This is a genomic window from Holdemanella sp. MSK.7.32, from assembly GCF_024460475.1.
Classification (GTDB): domain Bacteria; phylum Bacillota_I; class Bacilli_A; order Erysipelotrichales; family Erysipelotrichaceae; genus Holdemanella.
The window spans coordinates 1-24956 of the sequence record NZ_JANFYN010000008.1; the positions used below are offsets into that span (position 1 = coordinate 1).

Genomic DNA, 24956 nt, shown 5'->3' on the forward strand with positions numbered 1-24956 from the left:
AAATGGCATTACAGACTACTGAAGAATTTTAACCTCTTCACGAATGAAGAAAGTATGATTCCAATTCATCTGTACTTTCGGCATTCCTGCCAAGGTCTGTGAATCGACCTTATATATAAATTAAGGCAATATGCCTTAAGAAATTTCTGATTCAATATCCAGTTTACGTAAGGCTTTAGAGCGTATTTTTTCAATCTCGATTTGATAGTCATAATAGGCAATCACAGCATTTTTGATCTCATTTAAAATCTTGCCAGCTTCCGTTTTATCACCATCGGCTTTCTGCAAAACATCTAATGCAATCAGGCATCCGCTTGGTTTATTTCCTCTTTCTAATTCCACATCGGCTAAAACCTCTTTTTCCAGTTCGTCTAAAGAATATTTATTCAACATTTCTTCAGCCACTGTAAAATCCATAACTTCAAGTTCTCTATGACCATAGTTGGTATATAAAATTTTTTGAGATGTTAGAAATTTTTCTTTTAACTCTCTTGATCTGATCTTATTCCATTCTTTTAATTCGTTTGCATCCATTGCAATTCACTCCTTTCTTTTCAAATTTATATCTACCTATATTTTACCATTTTGAATTCGCAAAAATGCTAGAAATTTGTGCGAAATGACAGGTATTTCATAAAAAAAACATACGCAAAATCTGCATATGTTTTAATTAAAGTAAAACACCCAGAGAACAAAGTTCTCAGGGTGGAGTAATAATTTCCCTAGGGTATGTAATATTTACTCTGGGGTACATCAACATACATCAATACTTCTTACATTCTTCACTACCATGTGAAAGTGTACTGTACTGCAACCTTTAATTTGATTTCCCTAATGTTCCTTTCCTTCACAACCATCTGAAATAGTGCTGTACTGTAACCTCAAATGGCATTACAGACTACTAAAAGATTTTAACCTCTCCACGAATGAAGAAAGTGTGATTCTAATTCATCTGTACTTTCGGCATTACTGCCAAGGTCCGTGAATCGACCTTGTTTAATACATCTATATTCTAACATATATCATACACAAAAATGCTAGAAATTTGTGCGAAATGACAAGCATTACATAAAAAAACATACGCAAAATCTGCATATGTTTTAATTAAAGTAAAACGCCCAGAGAACAAAGTTCTCAGGGTGGAGTAATAATTTCCCTAGGGTATGTACTATTTACTCTGGGGTACATCAACATACACCAATACTTCTTACATTCTTCACTACCATGTGAAAATGTACTGTACTGCAACTTTCAATGTTTTTGAGAAACCCTATTTCTTCCTTCACTACCATCCAGATTTGTGCTGTACTGTAACGAAAAAAACTATAAAAAGGCGGTGATCGTACCTTCACTACCATCCAGATTTGTGCTGTACTACAACCTTAAATGGCATTACAGACTACTGAAGAATTTTAACCTCTTCACGAATGAAGAAAGTATGATTCCAATTCATCTGTACTTTCGGCATTTCTGCCAAGGTCCGTGAATCGACCTTATTTAATACATCTATATTCTAGCATACATCCTACACAAAAATGCTAGAAATTTGTGCGAAATGACAGGTAACAAAATATATATCCTTAACCATTGAGCATATCGACATCTCGTATTGAATATTCTGCGTTCTTATCATATAAAAGAGGTGTGATACCGCCTTGATAGTCATATAACATTTCTCTAATACATTCATAATGAACAGCATCGACTGTTGGAAAAACAACAAAAATTCGTTTTATATCTGACATAGATTTCAGTTTCAACAAAGCAAACAATCCGGATGTTATAAAAAAATAGAGCGAATTATAAGACGGATTCATTAAATCCATTGTGTTTGAAACACAATCAGAACTATCCATAAAGGCTTTAGAAAAGCCTTTACTTATATTACACCAATCTAAAACTAAAGTATATTTTGCTTCTAATCCTTCTCGACGCATAATTGCATGGATAGATATTTGCTTTTCTATGTATGGTAGTCGGACTAAATGACTTTCAATAATAATATTGTTCTCCCAATATAATTTGTATTTAAAGTGATAATATAAAGATAAAGTGACAATTTTTAAATAGTCAGGACAATACTGGAAAAAGTATGGTGAATAAATATCACATAAAACATCTTCTGGTTTGCGTTGTAATGTTTTGGATAGTTGTTCCGTTAATTTTCTAGATGCGAAAATCGTATTATTTTGCATAGTATTTCCAATAATTCCGTATGTGACATTTAGAAATCTTGATAATTCTCTGTAGTTTTTTAAATTGTTTAGTTTCATTAAATTTAGAAAATATTCTTTTAATGGGTTGTTCACCATATAAATAGCACCCCACCATAATTAATCCAGTAAATCTAACATTTGTTTTTCAAGCTCTTCCTTTTTTCGTTCTAATTCTTCAGATGCTTTGACCATCTTTTTCAGATCGTCAATCTGTGCATTGATTTGTAAAATATCTGGGTCCGTTTTTAAAATTAGTTCAATCTGTTCATCTACTTTTCTTTGTCTGTCTTTTTCTAAGACACTGATTCTTGTTTTTAATTTTTCAATTGTTGATTTTCTAGCCATATTTTATATCTCCTTTTATCTAGTACATTTGTCTTGCATAGGCTTCTCTTTGTGCATTGCGTGTAGCTTCCTGCACTTTCTGCTTTATGTCCAGATTTGCATAATAAGCATTCTGGATTGCATTGCTCATATCATTTACAGTCGCATGACATATCATGTTTGATCTTCGATGAAAAACAGATTTTATAATCTTTTTTCGAGAATTTCTTTTCAAACTATTTTTTGATTTTTCGTCATGAACTTTGTTCACTGCGTATTCATTGGAATACTTTTTAGAATTGATCTCCCAATCCAAATTTGTTTTTCTATTTTCTAACTCATGTAATTTCTTTTTATCTTTTTCAATTCTGTCAACATCTTTTCTTCCATTAACAATCGTTTGTAAAATCATATTTCCTAAACGTGTTTCAAGCTCATACATCTTTCTACGATAATACTCGTCCTGTCTTTTTTCATCATTGCCTTGACCATGTACAATACCGCCATCCTCATCTTCGTACTCATCTTTACCCGTACCATAAAGTTCCTTCTGCATTTCCTGTGTTTCTTCTAAAATATTACGATATTCATCCACAAATGGTTTGATTTCATCCAGTTTATAGATATCCTCAATGATGTCACGAATCTGGTTGTGAAATGGACGGATATTTTTTGAATTGTATTTCATGCTTCCCTTTTCTGGAAGTACATTATTTAATGCAATCAACTTTTTATAAATATGTTCCAGGCCTTTCTGAGAACTATTTGACCTTTGTATCATATCTTCATACCCACGCATCATATTTTTACTGAATCCTATTCCAGCCAAGGAATCCATCAAATGATTCATGGCTTCATCACGTTTCACATACAGCAGTGTATTGATTTCCATTTCACTTGCAATAGACGATCTAAGGTGTTCTATCTGATGTTTAGATAGAGTCTGTTTTCGCTTTGTTTGTTTCTTTTCATAAAAATTAATGTGACAATGCGGATTATCCGTATTTGTATGATATGAAGATGTCCAAATAACATTATCAGGTTCTAGGTTCATTTTTTTTAAAATTGAATTCATAGATTTTGCAATCAGTTTATCCATGTTCCTTTTATCAATAATTTGATTTTTTACTGCAAAATCATGATCAAAAGAAATTATCATTCCATACAATACAGGTGGTTTGTACTGGTCACATATCATCTGCATACGTAATGCATCAATAGGCTTACCGCCATTTGTTATACTGCCCGCACTTCCTAATCGGTAATCTGCATAATTGAATGCTTCGCCTGTTGATACTAAGGTCTTATCGCAGGCTTCATCACGATCACAGTATTCAAATGCATCAGCTGTATTTACTGTGTTATTTTTTTCTACCGCATTGAGATTTTTGTTGGAGTACTGTGTATGCTGGAATCTATATTTAACAATTATACCTGCCATAGATTAACTCCAAGCATCCGAAAAAGCATTATCGTTATCAGTGATTTCAATATCATCTAAATTTCTTTTCACTTCATCCAAATCTTTATCAGAAACGTTGGTATCAATAGAGTGTAACCATTCAATGAATTCGTCTGACTTCATATAATTACGAATCAACGTCTGAACTGAAATCTTGGATTCTAAAAGATCTATCTTTTTTAAATATTCAATAACATGGGAAAAAACTGATTCCTCTAAATCATCACGTGAAGACCAATACCAGTACATATTTTTTGATAATAATGGTTCTTCTTTTCCGACTCCTCTTGGTGAAACACGAGAGGAGTCATTCAATCGCAATTTGATTCCTGCACTTGCCAAAATGGTTGGTGACAATACAATATAACGTGGAATTGCATACTCTAACTCGAATCCATCTTTGCGTACACGTACAATTTCATTTTCCATTTCCTTATACCATGAATATTGAGAACAGTCAGGCAAATAAACTTTGCATGGACCTAGCTTAGAACGATATACAATAATTCCATTTCCATCACTAACATCCATATTCTGAAGTTCGTCCGGTGTAATCAAAGGTTTTTTCTGATGTCCAATATTTACACCACTACCAGTGGAAGTAACATTGTTATTAAAATTATTACTGTACGATTCAACCATAATATCTTCTTCACCAATATTATCACTGATTGATTTACAAACATCATGGTCAGCGCTTGAAATAAAATACCACAAGTTACAGTTTGAACGAATGATGTGTGCAATATGATCACCGTACTTTTCGTTCATCTGTTCATAGTCCTGCAAATATAAATGGAACAGGATATTTCGTGAACGTGCTACAGTCATTTTCCCATCAAAGTTAGGGATCTTTGCCATGTTTCCAAACTCATCTAAAATAAAATGAACACGCTTTTCCAATTTACAGTCATCACGCTGGTTTGCTTCATAAACAAGTGTCTTATATGCACTTTCAATCATCATCGCTGTTATCGGATTATATCTTTTCTTTTCATCTGGATCCACAATAAACAGTGCATGTTTTCCATCCTTGAAACTACGGAAATTAAAATCTGATTTACTCATCACCTTCATCAATTTTCGACTAGTGAATGGTCGAATAGATGCAAGAGATGAAGTTATAAATGACCCTCTTGTTTTGTCTGGTGCAGTGGCGATTGTAGCAAAACTTAATCGAGATACAGATGTTTCATCCAATGACTCCATATATGCGGATAGTACCATCTTTTCTTCTCCATCAATTCTTTTTGTCTTACCAAGCAGAGATATCATTTGTACCAGTGAATAATAATTTTTTTTAGCACGTGCAATGGGAGCCGATGCGACTTCTAATAACGAAGAAATAATCAATGCCTTTTGTCCATCAATCCATATTGGTTCTGAATTTGAATTTCCATCAACAATAGATTCAACCTGATCCTGAGCATATTCATCTGCTTCATCCGGATCTTTAACGGCCCAGTCTGTAATATCATCCAATGGATTCCAATGATCTGAATACTCAGGATTACGGAAATCAATCACATGTACCTTGTAACCTTGCTTCTTCGAAAGGTATAAATGAAAATCGTTATACATTTCTTTTTTTGGATCATGGAAAATCATACTTTCACTTGCCATGCTTGCAAGCATGACCAACTGACGAACAATCTTTCTAGATTTACCAGATCCGGTAGTACCAACACAGTAATCATGAAATGAATCTGTTTCATATAATAAAGTTTTATCTGAAATCATATGCACGGGAGCACCGCCAACATCTAGATGTTGTGTTGTATCAATTGGTGCTTCACCAAAATATTTTTTTTGTTCTTTCAGGGTTCGCCAGCGTGCAGTAGCAATCACGTTAGATTGCTGAGGTCGATTTATTTTCAAGCCAAAAGCAACATAATAAAAACATAATGCCCACATACAAATACCTGTTATTGCACCATCCCTTTTATGATTTAAAAAAGAATCAACAAAAGAAACATCGAGCTTCAAAAGCATAGTATCAATCATGTAGAAAATCAGATAAGAAATCAAAAACATGACTGGAAAAAGACATATCAAAGATAAATAAAGACTTGTTGAAGTTGTCGTAACTGTACTTTGACTTTTGTTTTTTGACATGGAATAAGTCTCCTTTCTAAAGAAATTAAAGAAAAAGTGTGAGCACAAGGCTATTTATACCTTGAAGCTCCACTTTTGGGTCAAGAAAAGCGGGCAAATGCCCACTATAAGGAAAAATGCACCCTGAAGGCTTATTTAGCCTTCAGGAAGCACTTTTAAAGAAAAACAGAAGTGAGCAAATTTTGAGCATTGCCCAAAATGATGCACAAGAGGAAAATCAAGGAAGAAGGCTAAATATGCTTGCAACCACTGGTTGCAAGGCCCTTAAATGCTCACTGCTGATGCAGTGCTTATCCTGATGACTTTTAGAAGCGTGTTTTGCTCACTAAATTAAGCGAATAAAAGTCTAGAAATATGTGCTCTGTTTGAACCATTAGAGCACATCATAAGAAGATTAATTAAGGATGACAAACAAGGAAGATATTTAATAATTGAGTACATTAAAATACGAAAAAGAATATCAGGAATTGTTTGGTTTCACAGAAATTAAGGTACTTAATATCTGTGTTCATCCAAATTTTATAGAAAATAAAAAAGGTACAATATTGTACCAACAAGAGAAAGAAAAGCAGGCTGAACAGTTAACTGTTCATGTACTGTTTTTCAAGTTTTTTTATTTTTGATTGTGATAATTTAGGTAAAGTATAATCATCCTGCGATACATTAAAAGCATTCATTAGAATGGTTTTAAGTTCGTCTGTATCGTAGGCTAAGAAGCCTAACTTCTCCTTTACAATACGATTACAGAAATAAAGATGTGAAGCGTAAGGTTCATCCATAAAGAACACAATATTTGTTTCAGGATGAAGCAGTTTTACATACTTACAGATGTTAATACAAGTTGGATCACTGTACCATGATTTCTGTATTAAGAGTAAATAAATATCTTTTATACCATCCACTGGATTAAAAGCCAAATTGATAAAATCCTTGTCTAATACATGAAAATTGTCAAACTCATCTTCTGAAAAAAGGCTTCCAATAACAGCATCATTCTCGCTGTATTTTGGAAATGCCATGTTTAATTTTCGATAAAGATACTTATCACAAAACATAACGATTTTCATTTCAATCACCTCCTCAATCAATACTTTTTAGAATGTTTAATGTTAGCAAGATATTGTTCGATGTCGGTACGTAATTCATTTGAATTCGTGCCATATTTATCATCAAGATACTGTAGTATAAGTACATCCATCTCATGTGCATGGGAAAGCTTATCCATTTCCTGAATGAATGTGTTTACGATAGCTTCACGTACATCAATCATGATTTCAGTTGAAACATTTGATTTTGAAATATCATTTAATGTGTATTCAATGCAATATTTAATTGTTTCAGATATACTGCTGAAACCTTTGTCATCCTTCAAATGCACAAGGTCATTTCTTTTCTCTTTAGTTATATTAACTGTTAACCTAAACACGTTCCTGTTATTAACAAGTGTAAAATAATCAAGTTCTAAAACCTCAGCCAGTTTTCTTAACAAATTATCATCCACAGAATTCATCATACAACTTTCTATTCTTTGATACTTCTGTCTGGATATACCTACTAGATTTGCAATTTCATCTTGTGATAATTGCTTATGCGTTCTAGCATCTTTCAATTCGTTAGCCAGTACAGTATCCAACTCGATATTCATTTTATCCGCCATATCATCACCTCATCATTTATCTAATATCTATAATCTTTAAAATTAATTATATTTTGCTGACCTTAACCTTTCGTTCATCGTGTCTGCCCATTGCTTTTTTTATACACGAGCAGTACAGCTTACTGTAATAAAAATAAGTGACGATGCAGTAATCTTCGTCCCTGAATTTGCAAATGTTTATTTCACTTTTTAAGTCGATATTTGAACCAGATAAGTCGTTGATATTTTGTATCAATGCACATATTCTGCGTACCCAGTATTCTTTTTCAAATCTACCTTGGTATTGATTATGCATCCCCATTCTCCTTTCATTAGTTCAAAAACACACACTCATATCCAATTAATTCACCATTCTCATCGAGTGCAGGATTGACTGTGTAATTCTGTGAACTTTCATGTCCATAATTGTCTGCTTCCGCCATTGCACGTATAGCAATTTGGTCATAATCAGAGAACAAAAATATTTTATTTTCCTTTTTAGGTGCGTTACTCAATGCACCGTTTTGTTCTCCTTCCGGTGTGTAATTTACAGTCTTTACTTTTTTTAAAGTCAATTCCTTCTGTACAAAATGTCCCTTATCATCTGTTAAGATGTAAATGACTTTAACACTTTTTTTCCCTTTGTTTTTGACTTTATATGCAAGATGCTTTTTATCATTGATGTCCTTACCACGATAATCTTCAGCTTTAATCACATAATAATATGGATTAAAATTATCTTCCGCTACAGTCCTTAGATCCTTGTCCACAAATACAAGTTCTGGTTCATGACTTTTCTGTATACGAGTATAAATATCATAACCCCCAAAGCATACAATTATCAGGACTACAATTCCTATTAAAATCTTTTTTAACATATTTTTATCATCTACTTTCCATAAAAACCATTCAATTTAGTTCCCGCACCAAGGGTACGTTCTGCCCATTCTTTTACGCTCTTCCATTTCTGACAACGGAATCCATATTTTGGTTCGTTTCTGTTTGCGTTGCATTCCGAAATCACAACAGAACCATCTACGTCTACTCCTTCGATAAATGCAACGTGCATAGTTCCACCGCTCGATGAAGTAATCGAAACGATGGATTTAGGAATCGGATTGTTGATATCTTTTGAATACTTCCCACTGCCAGGTGCTACATGATCTACCGTTAATTTTTGATCCCAGTTTGTCGGCAATGGATAAGGTGAATCATGATAATTTACATCCCAGTATCGTCCAGAAGCGTATGAAGAACAAATCATTTTGTTAAATTTACCTGTTATTGATTGATTTGTACATGCTGCACCATATGGCCACCACTGTGGCTTATTTACCGCACATACGTTAGGGTTTCCTTCGTTAATATCGGCACTGTAAGTGTAGTACTTTGAATCAAAATCAATCATTACACCTTCTGCTGTAAGTATTCCACCAGAGCCTTCAGATTCACACGCTGAGTCTGTACTTGAGCCTGTATGAGTATCACGTATCATGTCATAGATGGTCTTGTAGGTTGTACTTGTATAATGCAGTCCGTCATTTGTTTGAATATTTCCTAAAAGTGAAGTATATGTATCAACATAAACGATTTTCTTTCTCAGATTCTTTTTGAGATATGTATTAAATTTTTCGATCTGGCTATTTTTTATAACATAGTTTCCTGCACATTTTGCTTCGTCGACTGGGTTGACTGACATAACCACAATACTTTTTGCTTTCTTCCAGTCTGAGTCAACTAATGCATTCAACTTAGTTACATATTTTTCGTAATTATTCAGATCATTGACACCTAGATTGACAACAATGGTATCTGTATCTTTCAATTCCTTGTTCACTTTACTGATTGCTGTATTTACTAGCCAGTTGTAACCTTTTCCTACAGAACATATCCACTTGTTCTTTCCTTCGGTAATTGCACTTTGCATACCTACAGTCCGTGAATCGCCTACCCATAATATTCGACCACTGATACCTGTTGAAGCAGAGTCCGCATCTGCACTCTGTCCACGAAACTGGTTGTATACTTTCATGCTGTACTGCGATCTTCTCTCTACAGTACATGAAACATAAGATGTGTTGCAACGCTCAAAACAGTTCATGAACGCTTCTGTCACCTTTGTAACGCTGTTACTTTTTTTAAGTTCTTCTGTATCCTTAAAATAAGTGGTTCCTCTTACAGACCATTTGAAAGTCGGCAACTGCTGAATACAGAGAAAGTCAAGCTGTAATTTTAAATCACTCGTTTCCTTTCCCTGCTGTGCAGCATAGTTTTTTAAAGCTGTTTTATAGCCTTGTGTTGTCCATTGAACAAGTCCGTACCCAGCTCCGCCAATCTCAGAAGCACCCGGCTTGAATCCACTTTCTGCATACATATTTCCCATGATGCCTGCTGTTGCTTCATCCGAATACCCAGAAGCTTTAAAGTAGTTCCAGATTGCCTTTTTATTTTCTTCTACAGTACCATCTGATGATACATCAATACTTCCAGTTGCTTCAGATGAGCATTTATCTTCCTGATCCATCATTATCATCTGTGATAAAACGATAGGTGGTATCATCATCGTTGCAACAGTTATTCCTGTGGCAATACCGATACATGCTTTCTTTATTTTTTTCGCATGTTTTATTAGACTTCCCATTATTGTCTATCGTCTTTCATTCGTGTGAATTTAGCAAAGGCTTCATCCCCAATTTGAATACGAACTCGCATGGCTGTACTTGTTCCAATCTTGGCATAGCATTCACCAATATTGGCAAACTGCACGAATTCCTGTTCTGATTCTGGAATCAAATGTGTTTTCTTGAAGTATTCGATACCCTCTGCACCTAATCCAAAATAAAACTGGTATACGGAGTTTTCAATGATGGCTTCACCCTGTTCCTTTACCGAATCTTTTAAAACATCACTAATCTGCTGAGTTGCGGGAGTCAAGCCTGCCATATATTTACGAACACGTTTGATAACTGTCTGGAAATACATCATGATGTCAAGATAACGAGGATCCATAATAACTGAGAATTCATCCGCATAAAGCTGTTTTCTGCGGTTGAATGGGTCAGAGATGATATCAGTCCAGATATAAGACAAAACGTTGTAATACTGCGTTGCAAGCACACGTGAGCCTGTGTTGTCCTGCAATGCACTTAAATTAAAGTTGATAACATTTGCTGATAAATCTACGTTCGTATGACCATTGAAAAGGTTGGCATCGGCACCATAGGCAATCGGCTCTAAGAATGCTAGACAAACCTTATGACGCTCAATTTCAGCACGATCAGGATGAGGTTGCTTTTCGATCTCTTTCAGCCATGCCTGAATCGTGTCATAAACATCTGAAAAGATAGGATAATCTTCGCTTTTGAAATTATCCAGAATATATTGAGCTGTTGTCTTAAAGTCTATGTTAATAAGCCCGTAAACGTGTGTTAAAGCACGTTCAATCAAGTTGGTATGAAGGATACCAATCTCATCAGAATCGCCTTTATATGCATTTAAAAATGATCTCAGGAAGCGGATATGCTGTTCAAGCGGATAAATCTGATCTAAAGGTACTTTACCATCCCCTGTATCACTGTCAGGTACGTTGAAACGTATCTGTAATGGATTGATACGACCTTTTTCACCATTTGAACAGTCAATATTCGCACCACCTAATTCATAAGTCAGCTTATTCAATTCCTTACCTTCTACATCCAGAATATATTGCTTGTAGCCTAGACCACAACGATTGTAGATCAGCCACATCAAAAAGAATGTTTTACCCATACCGGAGTTACCGACAACAAATTCGTTGTAGTTGGAACGATCGTCTTTCTTCGTAAAGTTGTCATAGAAAACAACACCATTAGTTTGTATCGTATTACCTATATATACTGGCGGGTAATGAACATCCTGAGAATACTGTGTAGAATCGTATAGAGCTTCAAAAACAAACGGATACATCCATCCTAGTGTAGCTGTAGTAGTAGTTTTGTAGAATCTGTCCTTTAATTCATAATCATATAGAATCGGAGCTGTACAGTTAAATAATTCCAAAGGTTCAAACACACCATCGCTAAATTGAATCCCCATCGAAACAAAAGAATCATCTAAATCCTTACAAATTTCATTGACCTGCTGAACACTGTCACCTTTGATACGCAAGAATACTGTGAAATCAAATGGTGTATCTCCTTCAGCCACCATCTTTTCAACCATTGTCTGTGTCTTATCAAACTGTTTCATCAGCTTTGATTGAGTAGATGCATCTTTTGCTTTCTGCATATTGCGTTCGATATTATGAATTTCCTTGTCAAGACTTTTTGTTAATGCTCCACTTTCAGCTGGCTTGAAATGCATAGAAAAATCAATATCACCTGCTGTAGCTAAATAACTCATTAATGCAAATGCCGGTTCTTTTCGATAAATATGAATGAATTTTGTTCTACAAAACACTCTGTCAAGTTCAACACATTGTCTAAAGCCTACATCTACCATACCAATGCGTGTTGGATATAAATAATCCATGATATCATCGGCTTCTTTTGCCATTTCAGTAAACAATTTCGATGCCTGTGGGTGATAGAAGTTATAGATCACAAGAAATGTATCCATAAAATCTAATATGCTTGTCTTTTGATAAGAACCAAGTGTAGCAACAATTTCCTGGCATCTCTGTTCTAATTGAAAAATATCCTGTCCTTTTAGGATAAACACAAAACAGCGATCCACAAGTTCTTTTGTCAATGCTGTATATTTCAATCTTCTTTGTGCTTCATCCAAAATTTCATATCGAATGCGATCCTGTGGGTTTGATAAATTTAAGCTATCTTTAAAATACTGAAAATCAGCTACATATCCATCCACATCCGCACCAACCATATACGAATAGATCTGCCCTGCACCAATCGAATTGTTGAAGATCCTTGAAAACGCACGTATAAATGCATACTGGTCATTGTCCTTGAAACCGAAAATATTTGTTCCTGCTGTACGAACCATCATGATATAGTTTCCATCAAGGTCCTTGAACATATTCTTTTCTTCGTCATATGCAAAAGGGATGGCATCTCTGATGTCAAATCTATCAATCTTCGGCTGTTTTTTCTTTTTCTTTTTTTTCTCCTTTTTGGAGTTTTTGATACTGTCGTTGACAAGTTTCTGTTTTTCTTTAACAGGATCTATATCCTTATTTTTATTTTTTCTTTTAAAAATCCCAAACATTAATGTACTCCTTTATATTAAAAAAAGAATGACTCAATCGGTCATTCTCTGCTTTCTTTAAGTTAAGGCAGATTGCCTTAATTTTCATTTGACAATCTGTTTTCCTGAATCATATTCTGATATTCAATCCATTCCTTTGAATCCTCATCAGAATTTGTTTTGACTGTACCATGTGTTCGTTCCTTTGGAATGTAAAAGTATTCTTTTGGCTGTTTATAACGGTAGTTATACCACATCTGTATATGCTGGATAATAGATAAATGATCTGGCATTTCAACAAGCAGAACACCTACAAGAGCAAACATAGCAACTCCCATAATCAATCCAATAAAATCATTGAAAAAGAATTTTACTGGATAATACACTACAAGGTATCCTGCAACCATGAACACACAATCTAAGCCAGAAAATTTCCAAATCAGAATCGGCTTGACGGATTCTTTATCAACGATGATTGTAGTTTTATTGTATCCCATTATTTTTTACCTCTACTTTCATTACTATTGTTTCTATTTCCTAATGAATTTCGAATTTCACCACTGCTTTTCATTGTATATGTACGTACACCTGAAGCACTTGGCTTTTGAGCTTGACTGCGAGGTTTAGTATTACCATTTGTACCAGACGATCTAACAGCAGGCTTTGTGCTTGATGAAGGCCTTTGACCTTGTGGCTGTGGCTTTGGACCTGAAGATTGTGCTCCGCCTAAACTGTTACGTGTCGAAGCACTGCTATGCATCTGGAAAGAATGAGCACCACCTGTACTGCCACCAACACCAGAAGAACCACCAGAACCTCCGCTTGTTCCGCCTGAACTTCCTCCACCAGAAGCACCGCCACCACCGGAATTAAAAGAAGTGTAATTTGGTGTGGATGTATCACTTCCGCCACCATCACTCGACTGGTCGCTACCTCCACCACCAGAGAAGCGATTACCTAAATCGCTTAAAAACATAGGCACTGGTCCTCTTTGATGTACTGGATCGCCCATCTGAGCACCGGTTTCTGGGTTAAATGCTATAGTATCTGACCCTCTGAAAGCCGATAATCGTCTTTTCTGCATTGAGCCTGTTTGTTGCCCTGCGGAGTTGAAAGAATCTGTTCTTTTCTTACCGCCAATGTTCGCCATACCACCAGCTCTTGTACGTTCAATACTGCCACCAACACCAGATGCCAACTGATCGTTACCAAAAATGGCACCACGAATACCACCTTGTCTACCAGTAACACCACCCATATTCATGGAATTACCTAATGCAGCACCTTTTATACCACCTGTACGATTACCATTACTATCTGGATTACCGAATATTGCTCCACGTGCTCCACCGACACGGTTTCCTTGACCGTTGACATCACCTAAAATCTTGCCACGTGCTCCACCTTCCAAGTGTCCTGTATGTGGGTTACTGCGACCAATTACAGAGCCAACAGCACCTGACACCAAGCTTTTAGCCATACCAAGTCCACCTCTGAACTGATTTAAAGTATCAAGAATACCAGAAGCATATCCACCAATCATAGCCTGTACAAAGTTTGGTGCAGTCATGATAAGAGAAAATGCACCAAAATAAAGTGCAACGGACGCTACTGGCATGGTTGATGTTGCTGATGATATAGATTCGAGAAGTCCTACAAACAGTGACAACAGAAATATCTGTGTCAGATTCTGTGCCCATGCTCCAAATATCGTCGCTTTCCACACATTAAATGCCTGCGGATTCTGAGGGTTTGTCATACTTGTACAGGCGAGCGGTCCTATGACATAATAAAAACCTATGGAAATGACTCGCACTGCAATCTGTATACATATGACAAAAAGCATTACTACATATACACACATTCCAACAATTGCCATAAAAATACTAAAGTCCCATACGTAATTATCACCATCACGTTTTGTGATCTTTAATTCATTTTTGTTGTACTGCTCTACAAATTTTGAAGCTCCATAATCTCCGTCTTTTGGTAATCCACCAAAGGAGATCAGAACAGATTCAATCAGAGAATCACCTAATTGGGATGTAGCTGAATCCGCTTTTACTTCATTTGTCAGATTTACATTTAAAATTGCTTTTGATGCATCCTGCATGACTGGATTGATAATTTTTGTAATTCCTACAGTCAGTGAACAGGCAATCGCAATACCTAAAGCAGTACTGCCCAATTTTTTATGTATATCCATACCTGCATCATCATCACGTATCATAGCTGAAACAATCTCCCATGTGATCTTAGCCGGAATTGCAAGAAACATCAGTGCTAATGAGCAGTTAAAAGCAGTCGATAAAAACTCATTGTGGGAAAACAGGTCAAGACCAATAACACCATTTACAATCGAATTCAAAAGTGAATTGACCATACCTAAAAGACCACTTAGAATACTCCAAAAAAATGACTGTAACAGATCCTGTGCACCACGAACAACATTATTTTTTACACCTTCAATCAATCCACCGAAAAGATAGTGGTTATTTGGAAGTGTTGCCACAGCAAATATTACATTATGTATCATATAATCATCCTTTCTTAGAATGCTACTTGTACAAGCTTTATAAGCAATACTGCTGTACCTAGTCCAGCAAAAAATGCTTTCGTAAGATCAAAGGCTGTAAACATCTTTTCCACTTTTTTAGGCAAAGCTTTATCAATTCTATCAACAACTGTCTTCATGGATTCAGATTTATTTATTAATCCTTTTACATCATTTGATAAACCTTCCACCTGTTCAAAAGAAGCTTTTTTCATCGTTTGCTTCTTCATCTGTTCCTTTAACAAACCTTCCATAGAAACAACAACACCATATGTTTTAGCACTGGCTTCTTCCTTTCTAAAATCCTGTACAGAAGTATTTGTATCTTTGGCTATCGTTGTTAAATCGGATAAAGATTCCATGATCTCACTGTTATCTACATGAACACAGGCATTTGATTCATTTTCATCCGCTGTGTCATGGTACAAATCATTTGTTGTATCCTGTTCTTCAGCCATTATTTCAACTTCTGTGTATTGTTCACGCTTTTTATCAAAAAACCAAACATAGAATTGTTTTAGAAGCGATGAAACATTGGATACATTAAAATTTCTCACATCAATGTCATTTTTTTCCTTATCAAACCAATCCATAAACCCACATACCTGTTTCGTGTTTTCCAGATAACCAATAACATTTTGATAATAGGTAATGATAATATTATTATCTTTATCCCATCCAAGTTCACTGATTTTCTTTTCGATCGGCTCAAATTCAAATTTCTTTTCCAGAGCCACTTTCGCAGTTTCAAACTTATTTTCTTCCATTACCGGCATATTTCTTATCCTCCTTGTAATATATGCACCTCAAAAATTAAGGCACATTGCCTTAATTTTAAGATTTATAGAACAACAGAATAATTTGTCCTATAAATCTTAAAAAAGAGAGTAGCGAAAACCCGCAACCCTCTTTATTTAAAATTAACTTTTCATAAATAATGTTTTGAAGATGTTAATCAACACTGGAATAATAAACACGAAAATCAATCCTATAAATACACCTTTAGTTTTCTGTGAATACATTTGATCTTCCTGTGGACCAGCAAACATCTCACGAATTTTGTAGTATGCAGCAAAGCATCCTGCTCCTAATACTGCAATTGCCTGCAAGAATGTCTGTAAAGATGTCAATGCAGGATTAAAAACTTCAAACAATTGACTCCAAGCTCCCATAAAAACCTCCTATAAGCTCATCATAAAGCTGACAACTAGTCCAGCAACGATACCGATAACAATACGTAACAATAAAGACTGACCACCTTCGATATCTTTTTCTTCTAATGGTTTTTTTAAGAAAACCCAAGAAACAAGTGTCATCATGGCAATGTCAAAAATAGTAATTGCAAGATTCATAAGTATATCCTCCTTTTAATTTAAAACAAGTCGCATTCCAAGATAGATGCCATTGCTATCCTGTAATGGTGTACATGACCCTGAACGTCCAGATGCCATTAATGCGGATTGACAGGCACTCGGTGCTGATGACATATCATACCCCTGTGAAAACAAATAATCCCTTGTAACAGGTGTACTGCTACTTGGCTGTTGAGTCTGGGCGGAAGAATTAGATGTTGCAGGTGAATTTGATACATTGTTATTTGTATTCGTAGAAGGTGCTTGAGATTGCTGAGCACTCTGCTGTTGTTGCTGTTGCCTTTCCGCTTCTCTTTGCTTTTCTTCTTCCTCTGCTTTTCTCTTTTCTTCCTCTTTTTTCCTTTCCTCTTCTTTTTGTTTTTCTTCCTGTTCTTTTTTAGTGTCTTTAATAATAACTGTTAGTTTTTTGGATGCTGTGTTTCCTGATGTGTCCCAAGCTTTGATTACTAACTTATAAGTCCCTGTCTTATTTTTATTCAATTTATCAATGTTTTTGACTTTTACCTTTACATCCTTGGAAGCATCATAATTGTCCGACACAGAATAATAGTTGTTGATACCTTTCATTTCGCCTACTTCAAAAGTCAAGCTATTGTCCTTGACCTTGATTACAGGTTTGACGCTATCAACAATATTTGCTTCTACTGTGTATTTTTCATCGCCAATCGTATAGATAAGCTCCTGCTTGCCTAATTTTTCCAGATCCCCTTTTTTTAACGATGGACAGACCATTGTAATGTTACTTACATGTATCTTGTTTCCGTCAATAGATGAGCCGGATATTGGGTATGAATCAATACGCTTCACATACTCTGCTGTATTTACATCCTCATCCCCTAAATCAATACGGATTGAATCTTGAAAAATCACATCGTGTGTCTGAGGTGTAGATGAGCTACAGCCAATAAGTGTCAAAAACATCATTAAGACACAACATAATCGTTCTAATTTTTTCATAAACTCCCCCTTACACATCAATTTAAAACATTAAAAAAGTCCTCACCATGAGGACCTATCATCTAATCTTAATCTATTTAGGTATATCAAACCCCTTTCAGTTATTATTAATTAATCACCGCATTTAATCAGTCACTGCAACTAAAAAAAGTCCTGTCAGGGTACAGGACTTGAACTATCTGGACTTACATCATGTGGAAAAAAGTCGATATAAGACATGAAAGCCAGAATATAAACTAATGCAAAACAATTAGTTAACTTTTTCTTTTAATGATTTTGAAGGTCTGAATTTAACATTTTTAGACGCTTTGATTCTGATTTTTTCCTTTGTTGCAGGATTGATTCCATCACGTTCTCCACGTTCAGTGACTTCAAATTTACCAAATCCAAAAACATCTACTGTTTCTCCTTTTGATAAGGCTTCTACCATATTATCAAACACACTGTTTACAATTTCGTCCACACTCTTTTTTGTTAATGTGGGGTTGCTCATAATAATATTTTGTACTAGATCTTTTTTGTTCATTTTAATTTCTCCTTCTGTTATGAATTCCTTTTTTACTTTAATATAAGATTAAAAAAAATACAAACAATTCAATCGTTAAGGCAATCTGCCTTAACGATTATATTCCTTTATACATAGATTTTAATATGTTTTGTTTTACATGACTTATCTGATCTTTATAACGATTATAACTATCTATGACATCTTTAGGTGCGTTAGGCAAAGGTTCATACATATCATCTAAATATATCCTGTTCTGCGATTCTCTCCAGAACGTATCAAATTTGATTTTTGAAAAATCGTACATACATTAATTTCCTTTTACCTGCAATACAGTGTTGCTAATTGGCTGACTATCACCATCTAAACCGGATATGGTATTGGATGAAATTTTAAAATCAAAAGTCTTTAAACATACATCCTTTAGGTCAGCTTTTACAATTTTATAATCTCCATCAGGAAGAACCACAGGCAAGACACACATGCCTTTTTTTAATGTAAATGTACTTATCCAACGTACACCGTCATACATACTGATATACCCTTTTTTATCTGTTTTTAAATAGTCATTTTTATAATTTTTCAACACCATCCCTTCACTGTTCAGCATTTTGATTTTAAATGTTCCATTATCTTCAACAAGCTTATCATTCTTATTTTTCAAAATGATTCTTGTTGCTGACTTAATATACTGGTTGCTTTCAATTATTTTTACTGTCCCTGTTTTATCAGAAGAAAACTCATATCTATTATTTAGATGGATATACGTATATGGAATGTCTTTGTTTCTAGTTACTATCAGCTCAAAAGGCTCAGATTCAGATTCATCATCCAATTTTTTAATAATGTAAGTGCCCTTTAAAAAATCTTTCGTTTGAAGTACTCCATTTTCATCAGACTCTAAAATTTGATAGTCATTTTCCAAACCATTTTCTTGTGCTAATTCAATAGCTTCTTCTATATTCTCATCTGTTTCTTCATAAAGGCTTTTTTTAACACAACCATATTTAACATAACCTGGCATTACTTCACCATTTTCATCGGTAGTAATTGATGTGATTTTAAAACGAGAATGCATCTCAGTCAGATTTATAGTCAAATTGGTATCCATATCCTGTGTCTTATAAGTAAATGTATAATCTTTTGCAGATATCTTTTCGATTTTTTTACCATTTTGTTTTAAGACGGAACTATCATCTTGTACGGAGTCGATACCATATTTTGAATGAATCGTTATTTTTAACTGTGTCCCCTTGTCAAAGGAAAAAGAATCATCTCCACCATCCACTGGATAGGTTATATCTTCATCCGTCATGATTTCTGCCGTTCCCAAACCACCCGTCAATTCTATGTGCAATGTACTGGTACTTTTCGCCTGTATGCCAAATGACGAAGATACCAACATTATTGAGGATAACATTCCAGTACATAAATATCTTTTTAAATGCATTCTTTGCACCACCTTCCCTTCATCCTGCATATTTCATAATGACAGTAATACCATCTTTACAATTTATTGGTCTGGATCAATATAATCCAGAACCATATGGAAATGACAGAAATCCCTAGGCTGATCGTTATGTACGATGATAAGAATCGGATAATAGTGCTTACACATCATATCCTTGATAATTTTCTGCATTTCCTTATGCATATTTTCATTCCATTCAAAAATGTCATCTCTAGGACATTCCACTACGGAAAAATAGAGATGATTTATATCCTGCTTCCACTGCTTATAGAAATTCTCTTTTATTGATTTGCGTGTATCCAGCTTAAAGCGAAATACACCTGTATCTGTTGGATCGCCAAGTGTAAATAATTCATTTTTTGAGGTTAAGTCATTCGTCCATCTCTGTGCACTGTCTGCGCGTAACAGACAGATCAAACAACTTTTAAAATCAGATTCGTTTTTAAATTTATTGATCTTAATATCATTATTAAAGTACATCATTTATCATCTCCTTACATCATTAAGGCAATTTGCCTTAAATAGATATATCTAATTCTTTTGTATTCAAGTAATCGCAACTTGACATTTATAAAATGAATACTTATCATCTAAAGTAGATAGAGCAAGCTCCAAATCATCCAACACTTGGAATTGGAATGAATTGATAATTTGCTCTTTTTTTTCTTTATCATGTCCTCGCTCATAATTTTTGTACCTCCTTTTTCTAAGGCAAATTGCCTTAGAAAACAATATATGTAATAAAAATAAAAAACTTAAGGCAATTTGCCTTAAGCTATAATTCATATTCTAACGTGTCATTCATTCTTGCTATTACATCTTCAACATCTTCATTCTGTATGTATTCTATATTAACACACGTACCTGCTCTGTCATATGTCGGTTTGAATGTAAAGCAATCTAAGTATTCATTCTGATTTTGCTCATCTAATTCAACACCATAAAGATCCCATAAGTCATATTTTATTTCCTGCAAAGCAATTTCTTGAGCATTACCATCTAGTTCTTTAAATGAAAGCTCCCTCTTATCATTTACAAGATAGTTTAAATTCAATTCTAATGTATTTTCCAAAATTGCTATTGCTCTATCATGTAAAACTTGATTGAAAGAATTCAATTCAGCTTCAGGAAGATTATATCTATCGTGTTTTTCAATTCTATAGTCTAGGATGTGTCTTAATTCCTTTTTTTGACGATTTCCTAAAAAAGTCTTTGCGTTTTCAGCAAATGATTTACCAAAAACAGGATCTAAAGTTTTAACATATTCATTTAGTTTTTCTGGTGACTCGTAAATATATTGTCTTGGCTCGTCAAACATACAATACCCATGATCGAACAAAGGTGCCATACACTTTATCTTGTTAGTTGCATTATCAACTAATACACCAAAATTATTCAGATGTCTATCTGTATTACAAATCAATGCATCAAAAACCATCATCGAGCAAAAATCCTGATAAAATTCATCTCCCAGATTTTTATAAAAATCTACGATGGCTTTCACTGTTTTTTTTCCTTTTAAGAATCTTGATGCAGGAACAAAAGATGTATCTATGTCAGTAAATAATTTACATGTACTCGATAATTCATCTTGCCATATATCTAAATCATAGGCAATTGCATTTAATCCCATTTGATGTGCAACTTTATAAGCATAATACTCAGCATAAGCTTCTTTTCCATGGTTTGTATACAAATTGCCATGAACATTTCCCTTATAAAGCACGACATCACCATTGATTCTTCTCCAAGCCTTTTTAAGAGAACCGTTCGTTGTCAATTCTGCGACTGTACCAATGCTATTTGAATGTCCATGACCTGTATATGCGATCAACGCAACAGATTTATTAAAATCATTCTCATATAGATTGTAATCTTTAAACAACCCCGTAAAATCCGGATCAACAATCCAATATGGATCATTCAACGAAAGACCTTTTCCAACTGTCAAAATTCCAATCAAATCATTCCCATGAAGTCCCAGACTTGCCAAAATCTCATTTACAAAGGCACGATTTTTAGGGATATTTCTTTCCTGTATCCATTCTAATAGTTCGTTTGAATCGTCGGCTTTTAATCCAACGGGATAAAGAAAATTATTTATGTTATATCTTTCAAGAATTGTCAATTCATAATCACCATAAAGTGAATCTTCAATTCTAAATTTTAGAATTTCTATGTCTTTGTTTTTTAATACAAAATCTTTATACATCCTTCATCACCTCATCTTTCACTTTTACATCATCATAATTTTAGCAACAAATCCTACTTAAGGCAATCTGCCTTAAATAGACATTTGTTTAATATTTTGTTCATTTCATTAGAAGATGTTTTATTAATGATATAAACATTGCTAAATAATATACGTAAAGAATTTAATCCATTCATAGATTTTACAGGTGAAAGTAGAATTCCTCGATTTGTAAATTTTAAGACAATATAATTAACTTTAGATAGCTTTTTTACAAATTCTATAATATTCTTTTCTTCTTGTTCTGTTAAAATTCCCATAGTATCAATAATGAATTGTATACAATTTTTTCTAGCACTAAAATTTTTAATAGCTAATAGAGCGTTACCCGTTGTAATGCGATCATTGATATCATCTATTTTATATATGTCTTCTAAAGAAATGATTTCAGCCTTAGCTCCTTCTTCATTTTCAGCAAAAGCATATTGTTTTAAGTTATTACTAATTTCTTTATTTTGGGATAACTCAATCCATTTTGAAAATGCGCCATATAAAGCATCTTTGCTAATTAATGATTGAGCTACTCTTAATACAAGGTCTCCTTTACGTATGTAACAATATAAATATAAATTATTTATATCTGCATCTGGATACATTGACAAATAGTTATTTTTCATTAGAGTATACTTTTCATCACATTCATTAATAACCTCATCAAATGTATTTTTAGAAATTTCACTATTTTCTAAATTTTCGTTATGCTTCAGATATTGTGTCATATATAGCATAGCCCGTATTTCTTCAATTCCGAATTTTGCAATAACAAGTGTTTCTTCATCTTGTAAATCAAATATATTTACTGGTTCATATGCAATTGTTTGTTTATTTTCTTCCATTTTTTTATCTTCCACTTCTTTGAATCTTGCCATAATTAACTCCTTTCAAAATTAAGGCAATCTGCCTTAAAATGTGTTTTCAACACATTTATCACATATGAAACTAACATATATATTTAGTTTCATATGTGATAAAAGGAAGGTGTGTACCTTCCTTTTAAAAATTAATCTTCACTTTTGCGAATCTTGCGAACAGTTGCAATTGAAGCACCTAATGCGATAACAACAATACCTAACATCATATACATCATGTCTTTGTTTTTAGCAGTACCTGTGTTTACACTAGGCAACAAGACATTCTGGTATACGATTGAATAACGATGATTATCATCTACATGTACTTCCTTGTCATTTACAAATAATCCTTCATCAGTAAATTTAACTTTTACCACTTCATCAGATAGCTTATATCCTTGAGGAGCACTTGATTCTTTGATATAAGTTGTACCATATCGAATCAAGAATTCAGCAGTACCAGTTTCCTGATCGCCTGCAATTGTTTCAAGTTTTGAACTTTCAGCACAGTTTTCTTGAGAATATGATGTGAACTCAAACTTATTTGACTTGATATTCTGTCCTGTCACACTATCAACTTTATTTACTAGGATATGTGGTAAAGCTGTATGTTTTGGATATACTGTTACATCATACTGGAACAATTCATCTTCATCATCCCATGTTGGAATTCCAACAATAAATGGAGTAATTGTTTCAAAATCAGATAAATCTTCAACATAGACTAGATATACACCTACTGGAAGGTCTTTGCAAGTTGCCTTGCCTTCTTCATCCGTTGTCATTTCATAGTCGGGAGTTTCGACTTTTTTAGCCATATCCTTGGCTACTTTGTCAATCTCGTCCGCTGTTTTAATCTCATTCAAGTCCAAATCCTTGTCTGCAAAAGGTTTATATTTAATGATATATTCTCCCTTTACGATGTCAGCAATCTGAACTACACCAAATTTAACATTTTCTTTAGAAAGGTATTTATCATATGGATCTGTTAATTCCACTGAAATTGACCCTAAACCATTGTCAGGTACTTTAGTCAAATCTTCTTCAGGTAGAATTGTTACGTCCCCAACTTCTGGATTTTCTGTAATATCTTTAGCCTGTAGATTTAAGCATGGTACTAAAACCAGCATCAAACTCAAGGCTAAACCGATTTTCTTCAGAATCTTCATGACTTTAACTTTCTCTCCTTTCTTCTATTTAAAATAAATCTAATAAGCAACAAAAAAAGAATCAAAAATGGAAGTGCTGTAAATAACAATTCTCGCCAGCTCATCATTTCTGGTTCAATGGCTTCTTTTTTCTTTTCACTGTATGGTACACGTTTACCAGTCAAAATCAGTCTGTGCGTGTTGATTCCATAAGGAGTACAAGTCAACAAAGTTGCAAGGTCCTTGCCTTCTTCTATCCCAAGAACATCAGGAGCTTCTTCTTTTTTTACGATTTCAATTTTATATATCTGGTAAGCTAATGTTTTGTTACCAACATGGATATAAAACAAATCATCTTTTTTTAATTCATCCAGCCTTGTAAAAAGCTTTGCGTTTGGCAAACCCCTATGACCCGTCAGAACAGTACGTGTATTTTCACCACCGACAGGAAATGATGAGTTCTGTAAATGACCTACACCGTTTGACAATACATCATCACTTGTTCCGTGGTAAATTGGAAGGTCAACGTCTATTTTTGGTATTTCAATTGAACCCATGATACCTTTGCCAGTCAGATTTAAAATACTTTCGTAGTTTTCGTCCGAAAGTATTTCAGTGTCAATGTTTCCGACCGATGCACCTCTGGTTTGAAATAACATATCATTGTACTTTTGAGCCGATTGTATCTGCTCTTTGACTTTTGATTTGTCAGTATGTTTTACTTCACTTTCATATGTGGAAATCATGTTGTTTTGCTGAATACCACTATGAATACTTGAAACAAGCGGAACCGAACACAATCCTATGCCAATAATAACAAGGATACGTACTGTCCAGCTCGTTTCTTTTATTGCTTTAAGAATCGACTTCAAAATTCAGCACCTCCAAAAATGGAAGGTGGCAGTACTG

The 24956-nt window shown here is 34.3% G+C and carries 23 protein-coding genes; all 23 read right to left on the reverse strand.

Features of this window, described 5'->3' with window-relative positions:
• Nucleotides 1-135 precede the first annotated feature (135 nt).
• The 23 genes from NE544_RS03095 to NE544_RS03205 all read right to left on the reverse strand — a co-directional run bounded on the left by NE544_RS03095 (nucleotide 136) and on the right by NE544_RS03205 (nucleotide 24919).
• Nucleotides 136-534, reverse strand: coding sequence for a hypothetical protein (locus NE544_RS03095; protein ID WP_256268284.1), 399 nt, complete (start codon nucleotides 532-534; stop codon nucleotides 136-138).
• A gap of 1046 nt (nucleotides 535-1580) precedes the next feature.
• Nucleotides 1581-2312: a hypothetical protein gene (locus NE544_RS03100; protein ID WP_256268285.1), complete on the reverse strand. Its 732-nt coding sequence runs from the start codon at nucleotides 2310-2312 to the stop codon at nucleotides 1581-1583.
• 21 nt (nucleotides 2313-2333) lie between these two features.
• Nucleotides 2334-2561 (reverse strand): hypothetical protein, encoded by a 228-nt coding sequence (locus tag NE544_RS03105; protein WP_256268286.1) that lies wholly within the window; start codon nucleotides 2559-2561, stop codon nucleotides 2334-2336.
• Nucleotides 2562-2580: 19 nt separating this feature from the next.
• Nucleotides 2581-3981 carry a relaxase MobL gene (gene mobL, locus NE544_RS03110; protein WP_256268287.1) on the reverse strand — a complete coding sequence of 467 codons (1401 nt, stop codon included), beginning with the start codon at nucleotides 3979-3981 and terminating at the stop codon, nucleotides 2581-2583.
• A 3-nt stretch (nucleotides 3982-3984) separates the two neighbouring features.
• Nucleotides 3985-6117: a VirD4-like conjugal transfer protein, CD1115 family gene (locus NE544_RS03115; RefSeq protein ID WP_256268288.1), complete on the reverse strand. Its 2133-nt coding sequence runs from the start codon at nucleotides 6115-6117 to the stop codon at nucleotides 3985-3987.
• Between the two features lie 581 nt (nucleotides 6118-6698).
• A complete protein-coding gene (locus NE544_RS03120; RefSeq protein WP_118114376.1) occupies nucleotides 6699-7184 on the reverse strand; it encodes a hypothetical protein in 486 nt (161 codons plus the stop codon).
• A gap of 17 nt (nucleotides 7185-7201) precedes the next feature.
• Complete coding sequence (locus NE544_RS03125) at nucleotides 7202-7774, reverse strand: helix-turn-helix transcriptional regulator (RefSeq protein ID WP_256268289.1); 573 nt, start codon at nucleotides 7772-7774, stop codon at nucleotides 7202-7204.
• A 311-nt stretch (nucleotides 7775-8085) separates the two neighbouring features.
• Nucleotides 8086-8631, reverse strand: coding sequence for a hypothetical protein (locus NE544_RS03130; RefSeq protein ID WP_256268290.1), 546 nt, complete (start codon nucleotides 8629-8631; stop codon nucleotides 8086-8088).
• 11 nt (nucleotides 8632-8642) lie between these two features.
• Nucleotides 8643-10394 carry a phage tail tip lysozyme gene (locus tag NE544_RS03135; protein ID WP_256268291.1) on the reverse strand — a complete coding sequence of 584 codons (1752 nt, stop codon included), beginning with the start codon at nucleotides 10392-10394 and terminating at the stop codon, nucleotides 8643-8645.
• Nucleotides 10394-12958, reverse strand: a complete 2565-nt coding sequence (locus tag NE544_RS03140; protein ID WP_256268292.1) for a VirB4 family type IV secretion system protein — start codon at nucleotides 12956-12958, stop codon at nucleotides 10394-10396. The genes NE544_RS03135 and NE544_RS03140 overlap by 1 nt, the downstream gene beginning before the upstream one ends.
• Nucleotides 12959-13035: 77 nt before the next feature.
• Nucleotides 13036-13434 carry a hypothetical protein gene (locus tag NE544_RS03145; RefSeq protein ID WP_256268293.1) on the reverse strand — a complete coding sequence of 133 codons (399 nt, stop codon included), beginning with the start codon at nucleotides 13432-13434 and terminating at the stop codon, nucleotides 13036-13038.
• Nucleotides 13434-15473: a conjugal transfer protein TrbL family protein gene (locus NE544_RS03150; RefSeq protein ID WP_256268294.1), complete on the reverse strand. Its 2040-nt coding sequence runs from the start codon at nucleotides 15471-15473 to the stop codon at nucleotides 13434-13436. Before NE544_RS03150 ends, NE544_RS03145 begins: the two co-directional genes overlap by 1 nt.
• Before the next feature lie 14 nt (nucleotides 15474-15487).
• The gene (locus NE544_RS03155) at nucleotides 15488-16267 is read right to left on the reverse strand and encodes a hypothetical protein (RefSeq protein ID WP_256268295.1); all 780 of its coding nucleotides are present in this window, start codon (nucleotides 16265-16267) and stop codon (nucleotides 15488-15490) included.
• A 144-nt stretch (nucleotides 16268-16411) separates the two neighbouring features.
• The gene (locus tag NE544_RS03160) at nucleotides 16412-16663 is read right to left on the reverse strand and encodes a hypothetical protein (protein ID WP_256268296.1); all 252 of its coding nucleotides are present in this window, start codon (nucleotides 16661-16663) and stop codon (nucleotides 16412-16414) included.
• A 9-nt stretch (nucleotides 16664-16672) separates the two neighbouring features.
• Entirely contained in the window at nucleotides 16673-16843 is a 171-nt protein-coding gene (locus NE544_RS03165) for a hypothetical protein (RefSeq protein WP_256268297.1), read from the reverse strand.
• A gap of 15 nt (nucleotides 16844-16858) precedes the next feature.
• On the reverse strand, nucleotides 16859-17821 hold the full coding sequence (locus NE544_RS03170) for a DUF5011 domain-containing protein (RefSeq protein ID WP_256268298.1): 963 nt from the start codon (nucleotides 17819-17821) through the stop codon (nucleotides 16859-16861).
• Nucleotides 17822-18071: 250 nt separating this feature from the next.
• On the reverse strand, nucleotides 18072-18347 hold the full coding sequence (locus tag NE544_RS03175) for an HU family DNA-binding protein (RefSeq protein WP_256268299.1): 276 nt from the start codon (nucleotides 18345-18347) through the stop codon (nucleotides 18072-18074).
• Between the two features lie 289 nt (nucleotides 18348-18636).
• The gene (locus NE544_RS03180) at nucleotides 18637-19776 is read right to left on the reverse strand and encodes a hypothetical protein (RefSeq protein WP_256268300.1); all 1140 of its coding nucleotides are present in this window, start codon (nucleotides 19774-19776) and stop codon (nucleotides 18637-18639) included.
• Between the two features lie 63 nt (nucleotides 19777-19839).
• The gene (locus NE544_RS03185) at nucleotides 19840-20280 is read right to left on the reverse strand and encodes a hypothetical protein (protein ID WP_256268301.1); all 441 of its coding nucleotides are present in this window, start codon (nucleotides 20278-20280) and stop codon (nucleotides 19840-19842) included.
• Between the two features lie 292 nt (nucleotides 20281-20572).
• Complete coding sequence (locus NE544_RS03190; protein ID WP_256268302.1) at nucleotides 20573-22009, reverse strand: XRE family transcriptional regulator; 1437 nt, start codon at nucleotides 22007-22009, stop codon at nucleotides 20573-20575.
• A gap of 53 nt (nucleotides 22010-22062) precedes the next feature.
• Nucleotides 22063-22917 (reverse strand): hypothetical protein, encoded by an 855-nt coding sequence (locus tag NE544_RS03195; RefSeq protein WP_256268303.1) that lies wholly within the window; start codon nucleotides 22915-22917, stop codon nucleotides 22063-22065.
• Nucleotides 22918-23048: 131 nt separating this feature from the next.
• Nucleotides 23049-24068, reverse strand: coding sequence for a SpaA isopeptide-forming pilin-related protein (locus NE544_RS03200; protein ID WP_256268304.1), 1020 nt, complete (start codon nucleotides 24066-24068; stop codon nucleotides 23049-23051).
• Complete coding sequence (locus NE544_RS03205) at nucleotides 24065-24919, reverse strand: class C sortase (protein WP_256268305.1); 855 nt, start codon at nucleotides 24917-24919, stop codon at nucleotides 24065-24067. The genes NE544_RS03200 and NE544_RS03205 overlap by 4 nt, the downstream gene beginning before the upstream one ends.
• Nucleotides 24920-24956 lie beyond the last annotated feature (37 nt).

Bases quoted from the DNA above. Each gene is read 5' to 3' on its own strand.
- NE544_RS03190 (WP_256268302.1), bottom strand. From the start codon at position 22,009: ATGTATAAAGATTTTGTATTAAAAAACAAAGACATAGAAATTCTAAAA.
- NE544_RS03115 (WP_256268288.1), bottom strand. From the start codon at position 6,117: ATGTCAAAAAACAAAAGTCAAAGTACAGTTACGACAACTTCAACAAGT.
- NE544_RS03125 (WP_256268289.1), bottom strand. From the start codon at position 7,774: ATGGCGGATAAAATGAATATCGAGTTGGATACTGTACTGGCTAACGAA.
- NE544_RS03145 (WP_256268293.1), bottom strand. From the start codon at position 13,434: ATGGGATACAATAAAACTACAATCATCGTTGATAAAGAATCCGTCAAG.
- NE544_RS03175 (WP_256268299.1), bottom strand. From the start codon at position 18,347: ATGAACAAAAAAGATCTAGTACAAAATATTATTATGAGCAACCCCACA.
- NE544_RS03100 (WP_256268285.1), bottom strand. From the start codon at position 2,312: ATGGTGAACAACCCATTAAAAGAATATTTTCTAAATTTAATGAAACTA.
- NE544_RS03150 (WP_256268294.1), bottom strand. From the start codon at position 15,473: ATGATACATAATGTAATATTTGCTGTGGCAACACTTCCAAATAACCAC.
- mobL (WP_256268287.1), bottom strand. From the start codon at position 3,981: ATGGCAGGTATAATTGTTAAATATAGATTCCAGCATACACAGTACTCC.
- NE544_RS03170 (WP_256268298.1), bottom strand. From the start codon at position 17,821: ATGAAAAAATTAGAACGATTATGTTGTGTCTTAATGATGTTTTTGACA.
- NE544_RS03165 (WP_256268297.1), bottom strand. From the start codon at position 16,843: ATGAATCTTGCAATTACTATTTTTGACATTGCCATGATGACACTTGTT.
- NE544_RS03105 (WP_256268286.1), bottom strand. From the start codon at position 2,561: ATGGCTAGAAAATCAACAATTGAAAAATTAAAAACAAGAATCAGTGTC.
- NE544_RS03195 (WP_256268303.1), bottom strand. From the start codon at position 22,917: ATGGCAAGATTCAAAGAAGTGGAAGATAAAAAAATGGAAGAAAATAAA.
- NE544_RS03140 (WP_256268292.1), bottom strand. From the start codon at position 12,958: ATGTTTGGGATTTTTAAAAGAAAAAATAAAAATAAGGATATAGATCCT.
- NE544_RS03180 (WP_256268300.1), bottom strand. From the start codon at position 19,776: ATGCATTTAAAAAGATATTTATGTACTGGAATGTTATCCTCAATAATG.
- NE544_RS03155 (WP_256268295.1), bottom strand. From the start codon at position 16,267: ATGCCGGTAATGGAAGAAAATAAGTTTGAAACTGCGAAAGTGGCTCTG.
- NE544_RS03095 (WP_256268284.1), bottom strand. From the start codon at position 534: ATGGATGCAAACGAATTAAAAGAATGGAATAAGATCAGATCAAGAGAG.
- NE544_RS03160 (WP_256268296.1), bottom strand. From the start codon at position 16,663: ATGGGAGCTTGGAGTCAATTGTTTGAAGTTTTTAATCCTGCATTGACA.
- NE544_RS03185 (WP_256268301.1), bottom strand. From the start codon at position 20,280: ATGATGTACTTTAATAATGATATTAAGATCAATAAATTTAAAAACGAA.
- NE544_RS03135 (WP_256268291.1), bottom strand. From the start codon at position 10,394: ATGGGAAGTCTAATAAAACATGCGAAAAAAATAAAGAAAGCATGTATC.
- NE544_RS03130 (WP_256268290.1), bottom strand. From the start codon at position 8,631: ATGTTAAAAAAGATTTTAATAGGAATTGTAGTCCTGATAATTGTATGC.
- NE544_RS03120 (WP_118114376.1), bottom strand. From the start codon at position 7,184: ATGAAAATCGTTATGTTTTGTGATAAGTATCTTTATCGAAAATTAAAC.
- NE544_RS03200 (WP_256268304.1), bottom strand. From the start codon at position 24,068: ATGAAGATTCTGAAGAAAATCGGTTTAGCCTTGAGTTTGATGCTGGTT.